This is a genomic window from Streptomyces hygroscopicus subsp. hygroscopicus (genome assembly GCF_030269125.1).
GTDB classification, from domain to species: domain Bacteria; phylum Actinomycetota; class Actinomycetes; order Streptomycetales; family Streptomycetaceae; genus Streptomyces; species Streptomyces hygroscopicus_C.
The window spans coordinates 146521-169171 of record NZ_BSSM01000003.1 but is presented as its reverse complement, the minus strand read 5'-3'; the positions used below and the strand labels follow the sequence as shown (position 1 = coordinate 169171).

Annotated in this window: 20 protein-coding genes and 3 pseudogenes; 11 read left to right on the top strand and 12 right to left on the bottom strand. The window is 69.8% G+C overall.

All coding sequences use genetic code 11. From position 1 onward, the window contains the following. Nucleotides 1-357 precede the first annotated feature (357 nt). Nucleotides 358-988 (bottom strand): annotated as a pseudogene (locus QSK45_RS38375) (helix-turn-helix domain-containing protein); the annotation flags it as partial. A 77-nt stretch (nucleotides 989-1065) separates the two neighbouring features. Next, nucleotides 1066-1797: a dienelactone hydrolase family protein gene (locus tag QSK45_RS08865; RefSeq protein WP_285554904.1), complete on the bottom strand. Its 732-nt coding sequence runs from the start codon at nucleotides 1795-1797 to the stop codon at nucleotides 1066-1068. Between the two features lie 244 nt (nucleotides 1798-2041). Here QSK45_RS08865 and QSK45_RS08860 point away from each other — a divergent pair. The 3 genes and pseudogenes from QSK45_RS08860 (at nucleotide 2042) to QSK45_RS08850 (ending at nucleotide 5754) form a co-directional block, all read left to right on the top strand. Beyond that, nucleotides 2042-2759 (top strand): annotated as a pseudogene (locus QSK45_RS08860) (transposase family protein). 170 nt (nucleotides 2760-2929) lie between these two features. Next, nucleotides 2930-5512 (top strand): GmrSD restriction endonuclease domain-containing protein, encoded by a 2583-nt coding sequence (locus QSK45_RS08855; RefSeq protein ID WP_285554902.1) that lies wholly within the window; start codon nucleotides 2930-2932, stop codon nucleotides 5510-5512. Beyond that, nucleotides 5473-5754 carry a hypothetical protein gene (locus QSK45_RS08850; protein WP_285554900.1) on the top strand — a complete coding sequence of 94 codons (282 nt, stop codon included), beginning with the start codon at nucleotides 5473-5475 and terminating at the stop codon, nucleotides 5752-5754. Before QSK45_RS08855 ends, QSK45_RS08850 begins: the two co-directional genes overlap by 40 nt. Nucleotides 5755-5818: 64 nt before the next feature. Here the strand turns inward: QSK45_RS08850 and QSK45_RS08845 are convergent, their stop codons facing one another. Further along, the gene (locus QSK45_RS08845) at nucleotides 5819-5959 is read right to left on the bottom strand and encodes a hypothetical protein (protein ID WP_285554898.1); all 141 of its coding nucleotides are present in this window, start codon (nucleotides 5957-5959) and stop codon (nucleotides 5819-5821) included. 279 nt (nucleotides 5960-6238) lie between these two features. Here QSK45_RS08845 and QSK45_RS08840 point away from each other — a divergent pair, with 279 nt between their 5' ends. Next, the gene (locus tag QSK45_RS08840; protein ID WP_285554896.1) at nucleotides 6239-7018 is read left to right on the top strand and encodes a hypothetical protein; all 780 of its coding nucleotides are present in this window, start codon (nucleotides 6239-6241) and stop codon (nucleotides 7016-7018) included. Continuing rightward, nucleotides 7015-7725 carry a hypothetical protein gene (locus QSK45_RS08835; protein ID WP_285554894.1) on the top strand — a complete coding sequence of 237 codons (711 nt, stop codon included), beginning with the start codon at nucleotides 7015-7017 and terminating at the stop codon, nucleotides 7723-7725. Before QSK45_RS08840 ends, QSK45_RS08835 begins: the two co-directional genes overlap by 4 nt. Before the next feature lie 544 nt (nucleotides 7726-8269). Here the strand turns inward: QSK45_RS08835 and QSK45_RS08830 are convergent. Continuing rightward, entirely contained in the window at nucleotides 8270-8491 is a 222-nt protein-coding gene (locus QSK45_RS08830; RefSeq protein ID WP_285554892.1) for a hypothetical protein, read from the bottom strand. 55 nt (nucleotides 8492-8546) lie between these two features. Between QSK45_RS08830 and QSK45_RS08825 the strand changes: the two genes are divergently transcribed. Further along, a complete protein-coding gene (locus tag QSK45_RS08825; RefSeq protein ID WP_490993524.1) occupies nucleotides 8547-8699 on the top strand; it encodes a hypothetical protein in 153 nt (50 codons plus the stop codon). Between the two features lie 254 nt (nucleotides 8700-8953). Here QSK45_RS08825 and QSK45_RS08820 read toward each other — a convergent pair whose 3' ends face one another. The 5 genes from QSK45_RS08820 to QSK45_RS08800 form a co-directional block, all read right to left on the bottom strand. Next, the gene (locus QSK45_RS08820) at nucleotides 8954-9184 is read right to left on the bottom strand and encodes a helix-turn-helix domain-containing protein (RefSeq protein WP_285554889.1); all 231 of its coding nucleotides are present in this window, start codon (nucleotides 9182-9184) and stop codon (nucleotides 8954-8956) included. Further along, a complete protein-coding gene (locus QSK45_RS08815; RefSeq protein ID WP_285554887.1) occupies nucleotides 9184-9735 on the bottom strand; it encodes a DUF2975 domain-containing protein in 552 nt (183 codons plus the stop codon). Before QSK45_RS08815 ends, QSK45_RS08820 begins: the two co-directional genes overlap by 1 nt. 433 nt (nucleotides 9736-10168) lie before the next feature. Continuing rightward, the gene (locus QSK45_RS08810) at nucleotides 10169-11692 is read right to left on the bottom strand and encodes an FAD-dependent oxidoreductase (RefSeq protein ID WP_285555523.1); all 1524 of its coding nucleotides are present in this window, start codon (nucleotides 11690-11692) and stop codon (nucleotides 10169-10171) included. A gap of 50 nt (nucleotides 11693-11742) precedes the next feature. After that, the gene (locus tag QSK45_RS08805) at nucleotides 11743-12471 is read right to left on the bottom strand and encodes a class I SAM-dependent methyltransferase (protein WP_285554885.1); all 729 of its coding nucleotides are present in this window, start codon (nucleotides 12469-12471) and stop codon (nucleotides 11743-11745) included. After that, nucleotides 12468-13751, bottom strand: coding sequence for a lycopene cyclase family protein (locus QSK45_RS08800; protein WP_285554883.1), 1284 nt, complete (start codon nucleotides 13749-13751; stop codon nucleotides 12468-12470). The genes QSK45_RS08805 and QSK45_RS08800 overlap by 4 nt, the downstream gene beginning before the upstream one ends. A gap of 314 nt (nucleotides 13752-14065) precedes the next feature. On the opposite strand from QSK45_RS08800, the gene QSK45_RS08795 reads away from it, so the two are divergent. The 5 genes and pseudogenes from QSK45_RS08795 to QSK45_RS08775 all read left to right on the top strand — a co-directional run. Further along, the gene (locus tag QSK45_RS08795) at nucleotides 14066-15400 is read left to right on the top strand and encodes a polyprenyl synthetase family protein (RefSeq protein ID WP_490993523.1); all 1335 of its coding nucleotides are present in this window, start codon (nucleotides 14066-14068) and stop codon (nucleotides 15398-15400) included. Next, nucleotides 15397-17151, top strand: coding sequence for a phytoene desaturase (locus tag QSK45_RS08790; protein ID WP_285554880.1), 1755 nt, complete (start codon nucleotides 15397-15399; stop codon nucleotides 17149-17151). Before QSK45_RS08795 ends, QSK45_RS08790 begins: the two co-directional genes overlap by 4 nt. Then, the gene (locus tag QSK45_RS08785) at nucleotides 17148-18179 is read left to right on the top strand and encodes a phytoene/squalene synthase family protein (RefSeq protein WP_285554878.1); all 1032 of its coding nucleotides are present in this window, start codon (nucleotides 17148-17150) and stop codon (nucleotides 18177-18179) included. The genes QSK45_RS08790 and QSK45_RS08785 overlap by 4 nt, the downstream gene beginning before the upstream one ends. Beyond that, nucleotides 18176-19168, top strand: a complete 993-nt coding sequence (locus QSK45_RS08780; RefSeq protein WP_285554875.1) for a Rieske (2Fe-2S) protein — start codon at nucleotides 18176-18178, stop codon at nucleotides 19166-19168. The genes QSK45_RS08785 and QSK45_RS08780 overlap by 4 nt, the downstream gene beginning before the upstream one ends. 153 nt (nucleotides 19169-19321) lie before the next feature. Beyond that, nucleotides 19322-19507, top strand: a pseudogene (locus QSK45_RS08775) (IS5/IS1182 family transposase); the annotation flags it as partial. Here QSK45_RS08775 and QSK45_RS08770 read toward each other — a convergent pair. From QSK45_RS08770 to QSK45_RS08760, 3 genes are all read right to left on the bottom strand, one after another. After that, nucleotides 19491-20279 (bottom strand): hypothetical protein, encoded by a 789-nt coding sequence (locus QSK45_RS08770; RefSeq protein WP_285554874.1) that lies wholly within the window; start codon nucleotides 20277-20279, stop codon nucleotides 19491-19493. The pseudogene QSK45_RS08775 and the gene QSK45_RS08770 overlap by 17 nt on opposite strands. Nucleotides 20280-20328: 49 nt before the next feature. Further along, nucleotides 20329-20772 carry a hypothetical protein gene (locus tag QSK45_RS08765; protein WP_285554872.1) on the bottom strand — a complete coding sequence of 148 codons (444 nt, stop codon included), beginning with the start codon at nucleotides 20770-20772 and terminating at the stop codon, nucleotides 20329-20331. 627 nt (nucleotides 20773-21399) lie between these two features. Continuing rightward, a complete protein-coding gene (locus QSK45_RS08760; RefSeq protein WP_285554870.1) occupies nucleotides 21400-22611 on the bottom strand; it encodes an MFS transporter in 1212 nt (403 codons plus the stop codon). Nucleotides 22612-22651 lie beyond the last annotated feature (40 nt).

Here is a 22651-nt window from a genome sequence, read left to right as displayed (position 1 = left end):
TCTCTGTCAGGAAGGCTGTTCTTGAGCGTGCACTTCCCGGCTTCGAGCCCAATGTGGCGGCCTTGGACCTCTCGCACGTCGTGCTACTGGATGCATGTCCGGCGAATTCCGAAAGCCGATTCCTGGCCCGCTGTCTCGACGAGCTCCTTGTCTCGGGCGTGAGGGGCGTTGTGTCCATGCGCAGGCCCCGCCCCAAGGCGAATAGAATGAGGTGAACTGATAGCCATTGGGCATGTTGGTGCTATTTATCCGAGATCTGGCGCATCGATGAGCTCATCGAAGAAGAAGCCGGTGACGCCTGGCAGCGGCTCTCCTGCGGGAACGGGGCGAAAGGCCCGCGCGTCTACGGGACACCGTCCAGAGCTTGTCCCGGGCCAGCTCCAGGGCTGCGAAGAGGTGGCGCACACCTCCGTAGCGGTTGTAGGTGGCTCGCCGCCTGCGGCGCGGTTCCCGGTCGGGGTCCCTGTGCTTGCCTCCGCGTTCGGCCCGCTGACGGCCCGAGTGCGGTAGTCCGGATCGCGGGAGGTCTTCCAGGTCTTCAGGCGTTGGAAGGAGACGCCTCCTCGCGGAGCAGGATGCGCAGGCCCACTTGGCTGATGTCGTCGACCACCCCTCGGCAACCAGGAAGTCCGCCAGCTTGGTCAGGCTCCAGTCGACAACGGCAGTTCGTGCTCGGTCGGCTTCGACTTCGCGAGCTTCCTGATCTCGCGCCGCTCGGGCAGCGTGAAGGTCTTCGGCCGGCCGCCCTTGTACTTCGGGTACAACGAGTCGAAGCCGTCCGTGCTGAAGTTGTGGATCACATCCCTCATCCGGTCCGCGCTGGTGAACGACACCTCGGCGATCTTCGCACCAGCATGCCCTGCGTGGACAGCAGAACCATCTGGGCCCGCCGCCATGTCACCACTGACCCGGTGCCTCTGCGGATGATCCGCAGCAGGCGCTGTCCCTCGTCATCGTCGATCTGTCGAACCTGAACCCTGTCGGCCACGCCGACCGGTTTCAGTGAACGCGCCGATCGGGATCCGGGTCCCCGATCGGCGCCTCGCGGGACTGCAGTCGGCGGTATCAGCCGAGGTGCCGGGCGAAGAACCTCAGCGTGTTCTCCAGCTCGAATGCCGGGATCTCTCCGTGCTTGCCGGGGTTGGCGTGCAACGTTTTCTCGGCCGAGGCCAAGGCGTCGAACAGCGCCAAGCTCTGAACCCTCGGCACCCGCTCATCGTCCCACTGCACCAAGAACTCCACTGGGACCGTGATCCGCGCGGCGGCCTCGGCCGACGCCAGCACCCCGCCCAAGCCCAGTACCGCCGCGCGCACCCGCGGTTCGGCAGCGACGAACGGAACACCGAGTCCGCATCCCAGCGAAACCCCCCAGTAACCCACCGGGCCGGCGCCAACGTGCTCAAGTTGCTGAACCGCGTCCAGGACGGCCCGCCACTCCGGCACAGTCTGGCGGGCCACGAGCGCCTGGAAGCCGGCGATCAACGGGGCCAACTCTTCACCGGCTTCCAGACGAGCTTGGTTCTCGGTGGCGATCCGGTCGTATTCCTCGATCTTCGGCCGGTCGCCATGGGCGGGCACGTCGACCGCCACGACCGCGAAACCGAGCTCTGTCACGAAGCGGCCTGCAGGCGACAGGATGTCGGGGGCCTTCTTGTGCTGACCGCCACCGTGTCCCATCAAGACGAGTGGACGAGTGGCGACGGCACCTTCCGGCGTCCACAACACGCCAGGAATCTCGCCGAGGGTGAAGAGCTGTTCGCGGACGCCGCCGGACGACGTCTCAGATATGAAGCGCATAGCGTTTCATGCCTTTCGGGATGCCTTTGCGGGCACTCCCTAGGCCATGCGAGGGAGGGAGGCCCGACCTGTCAAAGCGTTGATCGGTCTCACCTCCTCAGTTCGCAGCAGTGCACGGCGGCAGGAACGTATCACGAAGGACTCCACCCTGGCCCTGGGCAGGGATGCCCGCAGGGCAAACGTTGTCTGATGCGGCACGAGAGGTTGTCCCGTAACTGCTGGTCAGAGGTGGGATGATCTTGTCGTGTCTGGTGTGATCACGGCGTCGGAGCCCTCCTGGACAGCCCCCGTTCACCGGACTGAGCCCGCGGCAGTTCGCCAAGCTGACCACGCGCGCTGCGGCGTGAGGGGGCCGATCCTGTCCGCAAGGGCCGGCCGTGGTCGCTGCCACTGGAGGACCGGGTGCTGCTGGTGGCCGCGTACTGGCGCACCAACCTCATCCTGCGCCAACTCGCCCCGCTGTTCGGCATCTCCAAGTCGGCGGCCGACCGGATCGTCGACCACCTCGGGCCGTCTCTCGCCCTCCAGCCCCGGCGGCGGTTCCGCAAGGACACGGTGCTCATCGTGGACGGCACGCTGGTCCGCTGGTCCTCACCCGAGGCCGGCACCCGCCTTGTGGCCGTCGTCGGCAAACCGCTGCCCGGCAACCGCAACGACTGCCGGGCCCGGGAGGACTCCGCTGCCAAGGCCGCCGTCGGCGCATCCCCACGGTGATTGCCGACGGCGGCTGCCGGGGCACCGGCCTGACCATCCCGTACTGCCGCCGTCACAAGAACGAGGAACTGCCGGCCTGGAAAGTGGACCACAACACCTCGTACCGCCGCGTCCGCGCCCGTGTCGAGCACACCTGCGCCCGCATGAAAAGCTGGAAGGTCCTGCGCGACTGCCGCCTCGAAGGCGACGGCGTCCACCACGCCATACTCGGCATCGCCCGCCTGTACAACCTCACCCTCACCGGATGACAGGTAAACCAGCAGGCCACCCAGCCTGCCGCAGAGCATTTACGGGACACCGTCCAGAAGGTGAGGCCGTGCTCGCCGGCCGCAGACATGAAGGGACCGCGGCTGTCGGTGGGAAGCCCTATGGTCGTCCCCACGCCACAAGTGAACAAGTCACCGAGGGGGACAACACGATGCAGGCGAAGGAGACGCTGTTCGCCGATCTCGTCCAGGGGAGGGCCCAGCAATTCCAGGTGCCTCTCTACCAGCGAACGTATTCCTGGGCCGAGAAGCACCTCAAGCAGCTGTGGAGCGACATCCTGGAGCAGGCTGACCTGCTCGGACGGGCGGAGGAGGCCAGCACGCACTTCCTCGGTTCGGTCGTGCTCGCGCCGTCACCGCAGAACGAGGCGACCTTCCCCCGCTGGCTCGTCGTGGACGGCCAGCAGCGACTGACCACGCTCTCCCTGGCGCTGGCCGCCATCCGCGATCACGTCGCGGGCACCGCGCCCGACGAGGCTCAGCGCATTGACGAGCAGTACCTGATCAACAAATGGAAGAACGGGAACGATCACCTCCGTCTCCTGCCGACGCAGGCGGACCGGCCGCGGTTCGCCGCCCATATCCGCGGCCCCCTTACCGATCAGGCCGCCAGCAGCAGTGTCGCCACCGCCTACGCCTTCTTCCGTAAGAAGCTTGTCGAGGCGGACGATCCGGCGGCTCCGCAAGACGTCTTCCGCATCGAGCAGGCGATCACCTCCCGGCTCACCCTGGTGGCAGTGACCGCCGAACGCGGCGACAACGTGCACCGCATCTTCGAGTCGCTCAATAACACCGGCCTCAAACTGAGCCAGGCCGATCTGCTGCGCAACTACCTCTTCATGCGGTTGGGTTCCCGCGGTGAGCACATCTACGAGGCCTACTGGCTCCCCTTGCAGGACAGTCTGAGCAACGACGAGCTCGAACAGCTCATGTGGCTGCAGCTGGTACTCGACGGGGACGACCGGGTGCGCCGCCAGGATCTGTACACCGCCCAGCAGCGGCGCTTCGAGGAAACGAGGATCGGCGAGGCGGAGATCGAGGAGTACATCAAGGAGCTGCACCGGCGCGGCGCCCATTTTCGCCGGCTGCTGCACCCCGAGGAGGAACCCGATCCCGCGGTCAGGGCCGCGCTGCGCCGTCTGGACGCGTGGCAAGCGGCCGTCACCTACCCCGCCCTGATGCCGTTGTTCGACCGGCGCGAGCGCGGCGAGCTGAGCTCTTACGAAGTCGCCCGTGCGATGGCGTACATCGAGAGTTTCCTCGTCCGCAGGATGATCTGCCGGGTACCGACTAACAACCTCAACCGGATTTTCCAGGCGGTGCCCGGACAGCTCCCCCTCGATGTGCCCGTCACCGAGGGGCTGCACCGGCTCCTCTCCTCCGAGAACCGCTTTTGGCCCGACGACGCCGAGCTGCGCGACAAGATCAGGAAGGCGCCGTTCTACCAGTACGGTCGGCCGCAGCAGCGCAAACTCGTGCTGCAACGGCTGGAGGAGAGCTACGAGCATCCCGAACCGGTCGACTTCGCCGCCGCGCAACTCACCGTCGAGCACGTCATGCCGCAGTCACCCGGCAATGAGTGGCTGCGGGAGCTGAGCGCGGACGCGGCCGAAGACGAGACCGCGGAGGAATTGCACGCTCGGTTTCAGCACACTCTGGGCAACCTGACACTCACTGCGGTCAACTCGGAGCTGTCCAATCACCCCTTCGAGCGCAAGCAGGATCTGCTGCGAGGCAGCCACCTGGAGATGAACCGCCGAATTGCCGCCACCGAGCGCTGGGGCGTGCGGGAGATCCTGGCCCGCGCCGACGAACTTGCCGACCGCGCGATCGATCTGTGGCCGGCGCCGCTGCGCGGAGTGGGCCGTGCCGAACGCAGCCGCGACTGGCAGCTCGCCCACCAGGTCCTCGCTGCGCTCCCCCACGGCACCTGGACCTCGTACGGCGATCTCGCAGCGTTCCTCGGTTCCGGCGCCCAGGCCGTGGGCAACCACCTGGCCAACACCCCGGGCGTGGCGTTCGCGTACCGGGTCCTCACCTCCGAGGGCAAGGTATCCGACGGTTTCCGGTGGGCGGCGCCCCAGGACGCCGGGAGCGACGACGTCCGCGCCCGGCTTGCCGCCGACGGCGTCCGCTTCACGACCACCGGTGCCGCTGATCCCGCTCAGCGGCTCACCGCCGACGACCTCGCCGCGCTGCTCGCCGGTACGGACGACGATGAGTCCGGCGACGAGGACACCGCTCGGAGCGGCACCACGGAGACGCCGGGGGAGGAGACGCGCGCCGAGCGGTTCTTCCGCCAGCTCGCGGCTGATGACTCCCCCGAGACGGTCGCTGCGGTCCGCGAGCTCTTCACTCACTGGGAGGGACTCGGCGGCTGGATCGGTCACGGCGCCGGCCGCGTTACTACGAGCGCGTTCCTTATGCTCGGTGAGGCGGGCGGACCGGGCCGCGGCATCTGGCCGGTGACGCTCTACCCCGGTACCGGCCGCGGGGGCACGGCAGAGGTGGTGTTCCAATACCTCGCCGCACGGGAGCCGTTCACCAACCGTGCACTGCGCGCCGAACTCCTCGTGCGTCTCAACACACTCGACGGCGTCGACATCCCGGAGGGCAAGCTGGAGCTGCGCCCCAACATCCGGCTTTCTCTGCTGGAGAAGGACCGCAACTGCGAACTCTTTGCCGAGACGCTTGCGTGGTTCCGGGACCGCTGGGAGGAGCGGAGCACGTCCTGAGGCAGAACGCGGCCGAAGCGGGTCTCACGGGCGGCGATCCGGTTCAGCTTGGCGCGGGCCCGCTTGAAGACCACGGGCAGGAACCGCGGCTTGCCGTCGTCGTCGACGCGGCCAGGCAGGCAGCGATCTGGTCGCTGCGCCGGGAGGTCCAGCGGATCAGCTCATGCGGCACCGCGGCAATCTCCATCACCGGCAGGCGCCCCGGCCTGCCGGTGCGCGGCTCGGTCGCCGGCCAGCGCTGATGTCGACGGCGACACCGTTGCCCGCTCGGGTCGTGCGCCCCTCGGAGACGTGGAACTTCTGCGATCAGTGCGCGGAGTTCGCCTTCAGGGTCATCTGGTGCTTGACGTCGACGTCGACGGTGCTCTCGAGTTCGGGCTTGCCGTTGATGATCTTGATGACGTCGACGTGGATCGACACCCACTCGCACTCGCTGTACCGGTTCACCGTGATCTTGTTGATGGCGCAGGTGGCGTTCGATGCCGGGCCGGCGGCGAAGCCGTTCGCCTGGGCCGGGTTGCCGAGCCGATGGTGACGCGCAGCTGGCCGGCACTCGTCAGGTCGGCCACGGCTGACGGTGCGGCAGCTGTTCCCAGCAGCCCCAACGCCACAGCCGTGAACAAATATCCGGTGTGGCAACTCAGGGGCCTGATATGTTCATGGCGATCAAATCATCAGGAACGACTCTTTTCGGAGTTCTGTGCAACCGCACCAGGGGGAACCTGCATGATTGCGAAGAGAGTCGCCGTACTCGCGGCAGGCGTCTGCACTGTCGTCGGCCTCGTCAACGTGCCGGCTTCACAGGCGGCAACCGGGCCTTTAGTGGCGTTCACCGGACAGGTCGACGCGAAGTTACCGCTCGACAAAGCCCGGTTCACGCTGCGCGCCGATCTCCCTCCCGCAGAGACCGCTCGCCTGGCCAATGGCGAGGAAGTCCCCATGCTGAACCTGCCGACCACAGGGATCAGCACCAACGGGAACTCCTTCACCGTCGCAGTCGATCCGGCCGACGTCCCCGACCGCTACATCGGACCCAACGGTCTGGTGTCGTTGGAGATGGAGATCTTCGACCCGACGAGCAACGGCTATGCCTGGACGACCCAGTCTGTCCGCCTGGTCGGACAGTGGGCCACCCGCCCCGCGTCAGCCCGGCACTGGGCGAACCCGATCGCCCCCGCGCAGAGCGGGACCACCCGCACCATCGCGAGTCTGCCGCCCAACATCAACGTTCACCTGGGCAAGGCTGCCAAGGGAGTGAAGGCGGCACTCGTGTCTCCCCGCGCCGACACCTGCCGCACCACGAAGATCGGCCAGAACGACGCCTGGGCCACCATCGGCGAGGGATACCCGGCCGCCCCGGGGTACGGCACCAAGCGCGGCACGGCGTGGATGACCCACAGCAATGGCTCCGAGGTCACCTACGGCGCGGCGGTCACCACCAACGGCACGAAGTGGTCCGCGTCCGGCAGCGCCTCGGTCGCCAACACAAAGGGTTTCGACTTGTGACCAGCGGCTCCACGCGCGAGGAAGGCGCCGTGCCCGCACGGCGGCCCCGTCGTCGCAAGGGAAAGACCGCGCTTTCTCTGGCCGCCTTCGCAGCGGTCGCGGTGGTGACGGTGTCGCTGCTGACCGGTTGGCCGTTCGGTGACGAGCGTGTAGAGCACGTCAGCGGGGCCGGCCCTCTGCAATCCCACACCGACACGGGCACCACATCGGTCTACGCACCGAAGAAGGCTCCGTGGACGGTGACGTTCGGCAGCTACCTCCTGTGCTCGACCAGCGGGGACCCGATCACCATCGACGGCATCCGCTACCGCACGCCCGTGAAGCCGAGGTCGGTCTCCTTGAAGCTGCGGACCGTCACCCCGCACATGTGGAAGGCGACCGTCGACGCCGGCCAGATCGGTGCCGCTCTGGGCGCACCGCCGCACTTCCAGCAGCGCAAGGCACCCGGCGAGTACAAGGACGTACGGACAGGAAGCCGCATCACCCAGAGCTGCGCCGACCAGGACAAGGAAGGCACAGGTTTCACCGAGCTGCTGTTCGTCCTCGATGTGGGAAAGCAGGGTGGCTACATCAACACCGCATGGATCGACTATCACGTGAAGGGAAATCCCTACACGCTGCGGCTCGACTGGAAGATGGTCGCCTGCGGATCGCGGATCCCGCACACGGTGGGCGGAACTGTCGTATGCGACGGAAAGCAGGACTGAGAGGGATTTGATCCACAGGGATCAAAGACCCCCCTTTCGGCCTTCACCCAGGGTTGAATGCACGGTTGGAAGGCGGCGAGCAGGTCCTCGTCTCGCAAGTCGTCGGGGGCGTGCCAAGGTGAGCGGTGGCCAGGCCGACGACGGATCCGCTCGTGGACGGCGGACGGCGGACGGCGGGCGGCGCGGCCGCTGAGCTGCCGCCGCAGGGCACGACTGGGACGATCCCCGTCAGCTGCCTGTCAGGAACCAATGCCACTCTCTTTCCACGTGAACGGCCCCGGAAGCCCACGGGGCCGGGAGCGAGGAGGGGCCGGCGGCGGGGGCTGGCCCCCCAACCGTCCGCTGGGCCGTGAGTGACTCCCGTACTACTCGATAAAGCCACCGGCTGCAGGCGCAGACACCACCGCTCCCCCTCTCACACAGCACCAGTCACGATCCCACAGGACCCCGGCGCCGGGGAGATGGCCCTGTTGCCTTCGTCGTCAAGGCTGGCAGCGTTCGGGACCGCCGGATCGGCTGTGCAACCAGGGCAGCGAGCCATCCGTCACAGGCTCACTCGTTGGACTGAGGCCGGCTTCATGCCGAGTTGCGCGCAGCAGGCTCGTCCACCCTGTCGCTCCACCCACTGCGCGAGGGCCGTCAGGTCCCGCTGGAACGCCTGCTGCGCCTTGCCTTCGAGCGTGGTCTCGCGGATGTTCTCCCGCCGTTCGGTCGGCTCACGCCTCTCGAACTCAGTGTGACCACATTCGTCCAGGTGCCACTCCACACGCACACCCCATCCGCAACAGCACTTCACGATTTCGGTCGAAGGCATCTGGTCAGTGCTCCGGCGCACCACCACGACCAACCGCGCCTTCGCCGACCCGCACGACCTGATCACCGCCGTCCGGCTGGGCCTACGCCAGCTCCAGTACCGCCACGACGCCCTCGACGGCTGCCTCACCGGAACCGGATTCCTGCGCACCCCACGATGACGACATCGCGCTTTCAATCCCAGTACGTGGCCGTTCAGCCGGTCCCGGTGGCGGCATCCCGGCCGCTCCGGCATGCCGTGCGTGAGCCGCCAGGAAATCACGTAAACCGCAAGAAGTAGCAGGAGTGCGTAAAAGGCCACGCAGGCAAGGATCGCCATTACTGCGCCCAGGCCAACCCGTTCCTCCTCGCATTCCTGGTGCGGAAGCAGATGGAACGCTTGTGCACTGAGCCTTCGCCAACTTGAAGTCGCAGGTCAGAGGGAGGCGGGGTCGTGGGTGATCAGGTCTCCCGGCTGGCACCGCAAGACCTCGCAGATCCTCGACAGGGTCGAGAAGCGGATGGCCTTGGCCCGCCCGTTCTTCAGTACGGACAGGTTGACGACGGTGATACCCACCTGTGCTGACAGTTCGGTGAGTGTCATCCCGCGTTCGGCGAGAAGGTGGTCGAGGTGGATCCGGATCGCGTGTGGTTCCTCTTCGGGCATCAGATGGTTCCTTCGAGGTCCTCTCGCATGCGTACGCCTTCGCGCATGATCTTCCCCATGATCACTGCGGCGAGGCCGGCGAGGACGAGCACGAGCGGCCCGGAGACCGTCGGCCCGGAACCCACGATCGGCGCCATGCTCCCGACGAGCCAGGACTCGGACCAGCCGACGATGAGGCCGGCCAGCGGCGTGCCCGCGGTGACGAACCAGCCGAGAACGGAGAGTCGGTGTGCCACCGCCTCGGTGAACGGCCCCTGCAGCAAGACTGCCTTGAGTAGCCGGGAGAAGAGCAGCAGCGCGAGCGCACCGAACAGCAGCCAGGGCAGTTTGCCCCCGAGGTCGGCGGCGCGCTGACCCACGGAGGGACTGTCCTGGCACAGGCGCGTGGCACTGCTGGACACCTTCACGCCCGTGCCCACCGGCAGTGGATCCGCCAGTGAGGCGTTGTGCCAGAAGTCCGTCTGCACGCAGACCGCCCCGTCATCGAGCATGTGCGTGACTCCTGTGCCGATGAAGGCGACCCCGCAGAGGAACGCCAGCAGAAAGGTCACCGAGGCCAGGGTCCTCGTGAGTCGCGTGTTCATTACATCCCCCACCTATCGACTTTCGATATGCCCAAGATAGAGGAGCATATCGATATTCGACAAGCTCGGGGTCGCTGACGAGACCGGCCCGGCGGGCTGGAGGGGCAGCTGATCACTGCCTCTCGCCAACACTCCCGGGTCCTGCGCGCCACCTCGTCGTCTCAGCGGACCTGGCGAAATCCACTGCTGATCCGAGGCATCTGAACTGTCCACGAGGCTCCTGCCGCCCACGACCAGCGCGAGTACCCCGGAAGACCGTCACACCAGCCCTCTGACCTGCGACTTCAAGTTGGCGAAGGCTCACTGCACTGCTGCGCTTGCCGGTCAGGCGATGCCAGCCTCGCACAACGCCGTGGTCCGCCGCGCTGACGGGAGATGCATCCTGCGGAGCGGAGCTGCCTCAGTCCGAGTGTCTGCGGATGGTGGGCGTGAACTCCCGTGCGGCCAGGGCCCTCAACACCGCGTTGCGACCGCGGTCCGGTACCGTCCACAGCGTCTGGCCCCGTACCTCCCATTGTTCCAGCAGGGCGTTGGCCGCGAGGAAGCCGGTGGTGGCTGCTCGTTCCATGAGTGCCACGGGCAGGTCGGTGCGGACCAGGTCGCCGGCCATGACCAGCCGCGGGTGCGGAGTGCGGACGGTGGGCCGGTCGCGGTAGCCGCCCACCGGGAAGAGGGGGCAGTCCGCATGCCATTCGTGGCGGGTGTTCAGGACCGTGGCCGTGCCGGTCTCCGGATACACCTGGTGGAGTTGGCCGAGCAGGCGCTTCTGCTCGACCTCCCGGACGGCTCCGGGCGGCAGGGCGTAGGCGTGCAGTTCGACGACGGAACCTCCGGTGCGCGCTCTCCAGCGGGCCGCCTCGTCCTCATAGCGTTCCAGCACGCTGATGTTGTCGAGGGTGCCGAAGCCGCTGGTACCGAGGAAGCCGGGCCGATCGGATGCGACCGGACGGTCCAACCACAGGCGGCTGACCAGGAACGGCGGAGCGGTGCGCAGTCGCCCGATCCGCTCACGCCAGGGCGCGTCGCCCAGCTGCCCGCAGTGTTCGACCAGCGAGCGCAGCCCCGCGCTGTCCAGAGCAAGGACGACTCCGCCGTAGGGGCGCTCCTCCCGTTCGGAAGCGACAACGAAACCGCCGTCCGGGGTGGGCGCGATGTGCTCGACGGCCATGCCGGTGCGCACCTCCGTGTGGTGACGGGTGAGGTAGCCGGCGAGCGGGTCCCACAAGGCGGCCGCGAAAGGGGCGCTGGGTACGTCGAAGAGCAGCCCTTCGGCGGAGCCGAGGAAGTAGATGTGGAACATCAGCGCCATCTCGGCCGCGGACAAGTGCCACGGGTCGGCGAAGAAGCTCCGGGAGAACACTTCGAAGGCCAGGTGCCGGGCGCTGGCGGGGAAACACACGGCGTCCAGGAAGTCGTGCGCGCTGATGCCGTCCAGGCGGTCGTACACCTGCGGCACCCGCACGTCGAGCAGCGGGAGGGCCGCCAGAGGGTTCATGGCACGCAGGTCGGCGAGCCGGAAGGAGGGGCTGAGCGCGACGAAACCGAGCGCGCTGAGCGGCGGGGTACGCGGGACGTACCGGAAACTGTCGTGCAGGCCGTCGGCGTGGAGCAGCGGGTAGTCGGGAAGACCGGTGAGCCGCTGAAGGCCGGGGTCGGTGCGGCGCAGGAGTCCGCGCAGGTTGTAGTACTGGCGGAAGAAGGCGTGGAAGCCGCGGCTCATGCTGACCGTGGTGCCGTCGCGCAGTTCGGTCGGCCATCCGCCGACTCGGCCGCCGAGGTACGGCCGCTTCTCGTACAGGGTGACGGACACCCCGCGCTCGGCGAGCACGGTGGCGGCGGCCAGGCCGGCGATGCCGGCGCCGACCACCGCCACCGACGGTGGGGTGCCCTGCACCCGGGGGGCTCCGGACGGGGCGGGCAGCATGCGTGCCCGCCGGTCGCGTCCCCGGCGCGCGGCGCCCTGTCGCGGCGACCTCATGCGTTTCGCCCGTGGTCGTGTGCTCGGCGGGCGAGGAAGGTGTGAGTGATGCCCGTCTGCCAGCCCGGCAGAGGCAGGGAGCGGACCTTGTCGAAGCCGGCCGCGTCGAGCCGCCGCGCGAAACACGAGGCGGTGTCGAAGTCCAGCACGCTGCGCCACAGGTGCCGGTACAGCGGGCCGTCCCCCAGCAGGGTCGCGACAGGTTGTACGAGACCTCTGCACACCAGCGTCCACACCGCGCGGTCGGCGTGCCGCCCGCTCAGGGTGTACTCGTGCACGGCGAGTCGGCCGCCCGGCCGCAGCAGCTCGCGAACGGTGGCGAGGACAGCGTCGGGATCGGTGACGTTGCGGAAGAGGTAGGCGGCCAGTACCGCGTCGAAGGGGCCACGCACCCCCGCTTGGGGCAGCTGCTCGGCAGGGGAGTGGACGAAGGTCACCCCGTCCGCCCACGGCTTGGCCGCGGCTCGCCGGAGCATGCCGGCCGAGGCGTCCACGGCTGTGATGCGGGCGGCGGGCAGGACGGAGCGCAACGCGGCGGTGGAGGCGCCGGTGCCGCAGCCGAGGTCGAGCAGGCGCAGTCCCTGGCCGGCTCCGGGCAGGCCGAGTCGGCGCACCGAGCGGCGCAGGTGGGCGTGGTAACCGGGGTTGGCGGCCACGAGCGTGTCGTACGTGCGGGAGGCGTGATCGAAAGCGGCGGCGAGGTGATCGTCGCGCAGCTGCGTCATGGGGTCTCCGTCGGGGGGAGGTGCGGGGCGGATGCGTCCGGCGCGGGCGGCGGCGCAGTGGCGGGAGGCGTCGGCGGGCGCGAGGGCGTGGCCAGGTCGAAGGGGCGGCGGGGAAGACCGAGCAGCTCCAGGGCGGAGCGCAACATCGGCCGGGCCGGCGTACACAGGCCGATGGACACGTCCTCGTGCAGGCGGGTGTCTCCGTCGAGGAAGCGCAGCAGCCGTGCCATGGGCACGTGGGTGAACAGGCGGCTGAACAGCTCCGGGCCGTCGGCCCGGCCGCTGTCCAGGGCGCGCAACAGGACGGCGTCCATGGCACGCGAGCGCATCCGGTGGGCGGGGGGCGGCACCGGACGGCGTCCGCGGCGCAGGGCGTCGGCGATGGCTCTGGTCTGGCGCTGAAGTCCGGCAAAGGTGTAGCCGGTGGCGGGGCGGGTCGCTCCGCCACCGGCACCGATGCGGAAGACGGAGGCTCCGGTCTGCCGGGGGAAGAGCCCGTCGGTCATCGGGATGAGGCCGGTCTCAGTGGCCAGCACCTGCCGTTCGCCGAGCCGCAGCACCTCGTCGGCGTAATGCCGTACGGCTACCTCGTGCCGCTCCGGAGCGAGGGCATCAGGGGAGAACTCGGTGTACTCCACGAGCGCCTCGCACGGTCCGGTCGGCAGTACGTAGCCGAAGGACAGGCCGTGGGCGGGCTGCGGGGTGCGGAAGTCCATCAGCTCTACGACGGCGGGGTCGAAAACCGGGCGGGCGGTGCGCACGAACCAGCCGTGGAAGCACTGAAGCATGGTCGTTCGGGCGGCCGGAAGCTCGCCGAGGGGGCGGGAGTCGAACACCCAGCGGGCACTGAGCACCCGCGCCCGGCCGCGGGAGTCTCTGAGATGGACATGGGCGCCGCCGGGCACGTCCTCCACCGCTTCGACGATCGCTTCCAAGCGCCGCACGTTGGAGGTGTGTGCCAGGCTCCTGGCGACCAGGCGTTCGAAGTCGTCGGAGCGGATCATGCGGTACCACAGCGGGGCGATGTCTCCCTCGATAGGGGCGCCGGTGCGCGGGCGAACCCTGAGCCGCTGCCACTCGTCCCGTACCGCCGCGTCGAACCGTCCAGGTCCTGCCGTCCAGTAACACCAGGTCCGCGGTGGTGGCCGCAGCGGGCCGGGCGGCGCGTCCAGCAGGACCGCGGAGGGTGTGCGCAGGCCGGCGACGCTCCCGGCGAGCCGGTGGGCCAGCGACAGCCCGGCAGCGCCCGCACCCACGATGGCCACGTCCGTATCCGGCACTGCGTCTCCCTTCGATCCGATCCGACCCGTACGCGGCTGCCGGCGGAGGGGCCTACGGCGTGACGGACTCCGAGCCGAGCACGCCCGGTGCCCGCTCCTGGATGATCTGACCTGATATCCCGCAGTTTGTACCCCGATGGATGCAAGCGCACCCCCTGGCGGCGAGCAACCGAGCGCCCCAGACGGCACGGTGGAGGAGCGGTCGCCCTCGGTCCCGGTCACGTGGGGCGCCGGCACATCTGTTTCCGCACGGCCCGAGCCGGAACTGACGGGTGACGGGAACGACGGAATCGGACAGGACGGAAGGAACCGGGATGCGTCTCACCCACGCGAAGGACCGCTCCGCGACGGCGCCGCCGCCGGTCGCGACGGCGCCCGTGACGTCACTTCCGCGCAGGCCGGCGGCCGGTGACCGGGACGAAGACGACATGACCGATGCGTGGCGGGCGGTCAGCGGGCCACTGCCCGGCGGCCCTGCCGAAGTGCGGGCGGTCGACTCGGACGTGCCCGGCGCCGTCGGCCGGATGCTCGACCATGTGCTGGCAGAGCGCCTGCGCCGCGCCCGACTGGCGGATCCCCGGTTCGCCGAAGAACTGGCCGAACCGATGACGCGCTTCACCCGGGAGGGCGGCAAGCGCACGCGCGCCCAGCTGGTGTGGTGGACGTTCCGGGCCTGCGCGGGCCGCGACCCGATGCCCGCGGGAGCAGCCCTGCGGATCGGAGCCGCTCTGGAACTGCTCCAGACCTGCGCGCTGGTCCAGGACGACGTGATGGACCGGGCGGCGCTGCGCCGCGGCCGGCCCGCACTGCACACGGATCTGTCCGGCAGGTTCGCCGGCCGGCGAGGGCACGAGCGTGCTGAGTGGTTCGGGCAGTCGGCGGCGGTTCTCGCGGGTGACCTGGCACTGGCGTGGGCCGACGATCTGGTGGCGGAAACGCCGCTGCCACCCAGGCCAGGGGCAGTGGTACGGCGACTATGGGGCGACCTGCGCACGGAGATGGTCGCAGGCCAGTATCTGGACGTACGGGGCCGGATGACGGTGGCGCGGTCCCTGACGGGCGCGCTGCGCGCCACCCGCCTCAAGAGCGCTTCGTACTCGGTAGAGCGGCCGCTCGCCCTGGGGGCGACCGTGGCGGGCGCGGACGATGCGACGCTTCGCCTGCTGTGCGGCGCCGGACGCTGCGTCGGCATGGCGTTCCAGCTGCGCGACGACCTCGACGACGTCTTCGGCGACCCGCGGGAGACCGGCAAGACGTGCGGCGGCGACATCCGGGAGGACAAGCACACCTACCTGGCCGCCGTCGCCCGCGCACGCGCCGAGGCCGCCGGCGACGGCGCCGCGCTGGCCGTGCTCGAGCGGTGGCTCGGTGACGCGGCCCTCAACGAGCAGGGTCTGGACGAGGTGCGCGACGTACTGGTCGCCACGGGCGCACGCGCCACCGTGCAGGCCAGGCTCGACCGACTCGCCGCACAGGGACTGCGGTACTTCGACGATGCCGTGCTCGACGCGGAGGCCGCAGCACCGCTGCGCCGTCTGCTGCTCGCCACGGCCGGCGCGCGGCCGGGCACGGATGCCGCCGTACCTCTGCAGCCCGGGGACAGCGGGTACGAAACTCCTGCCTACGACGGCGCGGGGGACAACCAGTGACCCGCACCCTGCCCGGTCCCACCGATCACGTGGTAGTCGTCGGCGCCGGCCTCGCCGGGCTGTCGGCAGCGCTGCACCTGCTGGGGGCCGGGCGCCAGGTCACCGTCGTCGAGCGTGAAAAGCTGCCCGGCGGCCGGGCCGGGCGCCTCGACCTGGCCGGATACCGCATCGACACCGGCCCGACCGTACTGACCATGCCCGACCTGGCCGACGAGGCGTTCGCCGCCGTCGGCCAGAATCTGAACGATCGGGTCGAGCTGATCCCCCTGCACCCGGCCTACCGGGCCTGCTTCGCCGACGGCAGCAGCCTTGACGTGCACACCGGCGCGGACGCGATGGCCGCCGAAGTGGAGCGGTTCGCCGGGGCGGCCGAGGCAGCGGGCTACCGTCGCCTGCGCGAGTGGCTTCAGCGGCTGTACCGAGTTCAAATGCGCCGGTTCATCGACACCAACTTCGACTCACCGCTCGGCCTGCTCACCACCGACCTCGCCCGGCTGGCCGCCCTCGGCGGGTTCGGCCGCCTGGACCCGCAGATCGGCCGTTTCCTGAGCGACGAACGGCTGCGCCGCGTGTTCTCCTTCCAGGCCCTGTACGCGGGTGTGCCCCCGGCGCGGGCGCTGGCCGCCTACGCGGTCATCGCCTACATGGACACCGTCGCCGGCGTGTACTTCCCGCGGGGCGGTATGCACGCGCTTCCCCGTGCGATGGCGGACGCGGCCGCCGCAGCCGGCGCCGAGCTTCAGTTCGGACAGCGGGTGACTCGTCTGGAGCGCTCGGGTGAGCGGATCACGGCGGTCGTCACCGACAGCGCCCGCATCCCGTGCGACGCGGTCGTCCTCACTCCGGACCTGCCCGTCGCGTACCGGCTGCTCGGACGGCGTCCGCGCAGACCTCTGCGCCTACGTCACTCCCCCTCCGCGGTCGTCCTGCACGCCGGCACGGACCGGACCTGGCCGCAGCTCGCGCATCACACGATCCTCTTCGGCACGGCGTGGCACTCCACGTTCGACGAAATCACCCGCACCGGACGACTGATGAGCGACCCCTCGCTGCTCGTCACACGCCCCACCGCCACCGATCCCCGCCTCGCGCCGCCGGGCCACCACCTGCACTACATCCTCGCGCCCTGTCCCAACACCGACATCGGCCCGGACGCGGCCGCCTGGTCCGAGCTAGGCCCGCGCTACCGGGACAAGCTGCTGGGCGAGCTGGAGCAGCGCGGGCTGGCCGGCCTGGGAGCCGCCATCGAGCAGGAGTGTCTGGTCACCCCAGCCGACTGGCACGCGCAAGGGCATGCTGCGGGAACCCCGTTCTCGGCCGCTCACACCTTCACGCAGACCGGGCCCTTCCGGGCGCGCAACCTGGTGCGGGGCACCCACAACGCGATCCTGGCCGGATGCGGCACCACACCCGGCGTTGGCGTGCCGACCGTGCTGCTCTCGGGAAAGCTGGCCGCGGCCCGGATCACGGGCGTACCCAGACGCGGCGGCAGCCGCTGGAGTCACTCCGCAACCGTCACTCTCCCCGACCGGACCGGCGCCCCGGCCGCCACCAGCTGCCCTGTCCCATCCGTGTGCGAAGCCGGCGAGCGCAAGCCGCCGGCCGTCCCGCGCGTGGACGAGGCATCTCGCACCCTGGCCACCACCGTGCATGAGCCGTCGGTCTCCCGGCCGGATCCCGAGGCTGCCGCCAGGCAGACCGAAGTGCCAGAGAACCCCACGGCCGCCCCGACCGAAGGCAGGGCAGGATGACCGAGCGAGAGCTGGACGCAGCGAAGATCAACGATCCGGAGCTGCGCGCCGCCTACCGGCACTGCCGCGCCCTGAACGCTCGACACGGCAGGACCTACTTCCTGGCCACACGGCTGCTGCCCGTGGAGCGCCGATCCGCCGTGCACGCCCTCTACGGCTTCGCCCGCTGGGCTGACGACATCGTCGACTCTCTCCACTCCGGCGCCGGAGCGGATGTGCGAGCGCGAGCGCTGACCCGGCTCCAGAAGGAACTGGAGGAAGGACTGCGACAGGGTTGCAGCCGCGAGCCGGTGGTACACGCTCTCGCCGACACCGCCCGACGCTACGCCATCGACCCCGCCCACTTCCAGGACTTCATGGCCGCGATGCGCTCCGACCTGGTCGTGACCTCCTACCCCACCTACGCCGACCTGCGCGCCTACATGCACGGGTCGGCCGCAGTGATCGGGCTCGAGATGCTCCCCGTACTGGGCACGGTCGGGCCGTGCAAGGAGGCTGAGCCCTACGCCGCGTCGCTCGGCGTCGCCTTCCAACTCACCAACTTCCTACGCGACGTCGGCGAGGACCTCGACCGCGGGCGCATCTACCTCCCCACCGACCTGCTCGCCGCTCACGGCGTCGACCGGGCGCTCCTCAGCTGGAGCCGCGCGACGCGCCGAACGGACCGCCGGATCACCGCCGCACTCAGAGAATTCGAGACATTGACCCGCAACGTGTACCGGGCCGCGATGCCCGGTGTCGAACTGCTCGACCCGGTGTCGCGCCCCTGCATCCGCACCGCAGCCGTCCTGTACGGCGGCATCCTGGACGCCATTGCCCGCGAGGGCTACACCGTGCTGCACCGGCGCGGGGTAGTACAGCGGCGGCGCAGAGCGGTGGTCGCCGCCGATGGGCTGGTCCGGGTGACAGCCGCCCGCTTCCGCGCGCGACCCGGACCCGGACCCAGACACGGCCCGTACAACCGTGCCCTACCCGCAACCGCGTTCCCACCGGCGACGGCCGACCACTCCGCTGGGGAGGTCACGTGAACCGCCGCCTACCGCTGTCCCTGCGCCGCCACGCCGTGCCCTGGCAGGATCAGCGGCCCACCTGGCCCGAGGCGCGGCCTGGGCTGATCGCCGGCGCGCTGAAGCGGGCCCAGAGTCGCGAGTCAGGGAACTGGTACGTCGTCGGCGCCTCCAGCACCCTGCGGGGTGACGGCAAGCTGGGGCGGACCGTGGCGGGGCAGGAGGTCGTGGTGTGGCGAGGGCCTGACGGGCGCCTCGTCGGCGGACCAGGAACCTGCCCGCACATGGGGGCACCGCTGCGCGACAGCCCGGTGCGGTGCGGCGCGTTGGTGTGCCACTGGCACGGGCTGGCCCTGGACGGCCGCTCGCACGCAGGCTGGTCGCCGCTGCCGGTGCACGACGACGGGGTGCTCGTCTGGACACGACTGGACGCGGTAGGCGGCGAGGAGCCGCTGGACGCACCGGTCCTACCGCGGCGACCCGATCCTAGGCGCGCGGTGACAGCCGTCCACACCTGCGTAGGTGTCTGTGAGCCCGAGGACATCATGGCCAACCGGCTCGATCCGTGGCACGGGGCATGGTTCCACCCCTACTCTTTCGTCGACCTGACGGTGGTGAACGTACCCGGCTGTTCAGACGACGGCCCGGACTCCCTCACTGTCGACGTGTCCTTCAAGGTGGCGGGCCCACTGGTCGTGCCGGTACGCGCCGTCTTCACCGCCCCCGAACCCCGCACTGTCGTCATGCACATCACCGAGGGTGAGGGCGCGGGCTCCACCGTGGAGACCCATGCCACGCCCCTTGGCACGGACGACACGGGCCGGCCTCGGACCGCCGTCATCGAGGCGGTGATCGCAGCCTCGAACCGCCCCGGATTCGGTGCCGTACGTTTGGCCGCACCTCTGCTGCGTCCCCTGGCGCGCGCCGCGGCCGGCCGACTGTGGCGGGACGACCTGGCCTACGCCGAGCGCCGCTGGCAACTACGGTCGACTGGCCGGTTTCCAGGCTGAGCGGCTGCGGCGCAAGCCACCCCGGTCAGTCCTTTCGTTTGTCCACACAACTCACGGTGATCAACGGTGGCCACAGCCATCTCCGCACCAGCCCCGACCAGCAAGATCACGATCTACGGCTGGAGTACTTAAGACGGTGCGGCCGCGGGGCGGGGGATACCGAAGTCGACCGCGCACCGCTGGTTCCTGATCTGGTCGCGGGCCGGGGTGTGGGGCCGGCTGCATGAAGCGGTGCTGCACCGACTCGATGACGCCGGCCTCATCGACGTCTCGCGCGTGGTCCTCGACTCCGCTCACGTGCGGGCTAAAAGGGGGGGCGGACTCACCGCGCGAGATCCCCGGCTCGTGCGGCAGCTCGCTCGCATACCGGGGTTGAGGGAGGTTGCTCGCACGGCGGAAGGACGTCCTCGCGGACGCGTAGTCGTGGCGAACCCTTCTGGGGGACCCGAACCTGCTGTCCCGCCTTTCCCGCGCCGACAGCCGGACGGTCCGCACCGTCCTCGTCGACTCCCACGGGCTCCATGTCGCCGGACGTGCCCCGACGTTCGTGGACGCGCTCGCCGCCACGACGTCGGACGACGCACACGCCGCGCTGACGCGGAGGCCGGTACTCGACCTGATCGTGAAGCACGGCGAGATCACGGACCGGCTCGCCGAGTCGGCGGAGGCGCGTCGCCTCGTCATCGTCAGGCGGCCACGGGATCTCACCGCACTCCTCGCGTCCGACTCCGTACGCACCGCCCTCCTGGGGCACCCGGAACTCGTCAAGGCACTCAACGACCGGCCCCAACTCGTTCGTGAGGCGCTCGCGGAAAGCCCTCTGTGGCGGGCGGCCGTCCGCCACCCGCACCTGGGTCCCTTCCTGGACACACGTCTGCGTGACCAGGTGAACCGCACGGTGCGGCTCGTCGGACGGCTCGACGAACTGCCCGCATCCCTGTCGGCAGAGGAGGCCGGCCGGCTCGCGGCGGTACTGCGCCGGCGGGGCCTGGCCGCCCTGCTGGACGGTGAGGGCGAGCCATGGCCCGGCTTCGCCCGGGAGTTCCTGAGCCGTCCGTCCTGGCAGGGGTCCGCCCTGCGGGACGAGGACTTCGCGGATTATGTCAGGCAACTGGCGCACGGCCGGGAGCGGTTCGCTGATCTGCTCGCCGCGCAGGACCCTACGGCCCTGGCAGACGGTCGTCCACGGGGGCGCCGTCAGGCGTTCGGCTGCCGCCGAGCAGGGCGAGGCCGGGCTCGGCCGCCCTGGTGCCGACTGCTCCCCGGTCGGCTCCCGCAGCCCGCCGGCGCGGGTCCGCACCGGCGGCGCGGGCATCGAGCCGGGCCGCGGTGTCCCGTGCCGAACGGGCCGCCGACTCGGCGGCCGCCACTCGCCTGCGTGACGCGACCAACGGCTCGGCGTTCGCGTGGATCTCCAGCGACGGGGGGCCTTTGTCGAACTTCCTGTTGCCGGACCTCTGCCACTGGTAGTCGTTGTTCCGCCGGTGGGAGCTGATGTCGTAGACGACCGTGTCGACGCGCCCGTCGTCGGCCAGCGCGTAGAAGGAGGCGACGCCTCCACTGCCCGAGTCGAGGTGGGCGTGCGCCGGATGGTTGAGGGACACGAAGATTCCCTGCACGGACGTCCCCGGCCACGCGGCACAGGACACCGAGTTGAAATCAGGACCTCGTTCATGCGCTGGCCGGTCCGGACCAGCAGCATGAGCGCGTGAAATGCCTGCCGGTCATCGAGCCCACCCTCGGACTTGGGGGCCGCGAGTACTCCGGAGCCTGCGGCGATCTTGCTGACCACCTCGTCCTCCAGGACCACCTCGTCCTCCAGGACCATGTCGTCCTCCAGGACCATGTCGTCCGAGAGTTGGTTGGTGAGCCGCGGCTGGTCCTCCAGCCGGAACAACACGGTGTGCGTTTTCAGGTCGCTGAGTTGTCTGTGACCGTTCACGTTTGTTGGCGGGCGTGATCCGGTGCCCCGCAGGTCGCCGAGATTCTGTTCACCGCTGTTGGCGGGTTGAGACGGACTGTAATGGACCCCGCTGGGCAAGACGAGGGCCATCAGCCGCTCATGACCGTCCGATGTCCGCCTCGGCGGCTTCCGAGGGCAGTGAAAAATCGCTCAAGCACCTGACCTGGCCCGTGATGCGGATGCCTGACTGGGCACGATCGACCTCCACCTCCCCACTTGGTTGATGTCGCAAAAACGGGAGTCGTTCGTCTCCGAAGGATGCTCATGGTCAGGGTCGCCGGGTGGGCGACAGCGTTCGCCAGGACATCAGAGCGGCGACGGCCGAGGCAGCGCCGGCCAGTGTGACGACCAGCGCCGGGGCCGCGACTTCGCCCAGCGCGCCTCCGACTGCGGCGGCCAGGCCCTGCAGCGTCATCGTTCCGGTCAGCAGCAAACCGAACGCCTGACCACGCTGCGTCTCGGGCACCGCGTCGACAAACCTGCGGGCCAGTGCGAGCTGATAGGCGACGCCGAAACCCGACACGGCCAGCAGAATGGCCGCGTATCCCGGTGCGGGATACAGCGCGAACCCCAGCAGCGGCAATCCGAGCGCGAGCGCCAGGGGACGGGCCAGCCGCTCCCGGCCCGCAGGACGCACCAGGCGGCCGACGATCAGATTGCCGGCGAACATCCCGGCGGCGACCGCTGCGAACAGCAGACCGGCCGCGTCAGGCGCGCCGACCTGCGCGGCGTACGGGACCAGCACGCCCTCCGCGCCGACCATCAGCGCCGGTGCCAGCCATTGCGCCAGCAGCAGCACCCGGACCGGGGGCTGGCGCAGCAGCGCCCGGTTCACCTGCCAGGTCACGCTGATGCCGGCCGAGACGCCGGTGCGGCGGCGCGGGTGGTCGGCCAGGCACAGTCGCAGCAGGCCTGCCGAGGCCAGGCAGGTCGCGGCGGTGATCCAGAGCGCGCCTGACGCGCCGACAGCGGCGATCAGCATGCCTCCGGCGGCGAAGCCGAGCACCTGCGTGCCGCCGGCCGCCATGGAGAACACGGCACGGCCGAGCACGTAGTGGTCGCCGTCCAGCAGGTCGGGCAGAAGGGCGGTGCGCGAAGCGGAGGCGACGGCACTGGGCACACCCGTGACGAACACGAGAACGAGCAGGGCCGGTACCGGCAGCAGACCGGCAGCGAGCACGACGCTGACCGCGGCGCGCAGCATCTCGTAGCCGACCATGACGGTGCGCGGGGGCCAGCGGTCGGCGAACGCCAGCAGCAGAGCGCCGCCCAGGGCATAGGGCAGGAAGCCAGCCGCATACGCCAGCGCCGACATCAGCGGCGACCCGGTTGCCGCGTAGACAATCACGGACAGGGCAAGCATCCGCACCGTCTCGCCGGTCAGGAAGAGCGTGTAGCTGCCGAACAGCACACGGAACTGGCCCACAGCGAACACCTCGCGGTAGGTGGCCGAGCGTGCCGCGGCGGGCGTGGTGGTCATGGCCGACAGCATCACGGCAGCCCGGCCACGGTGACTATGC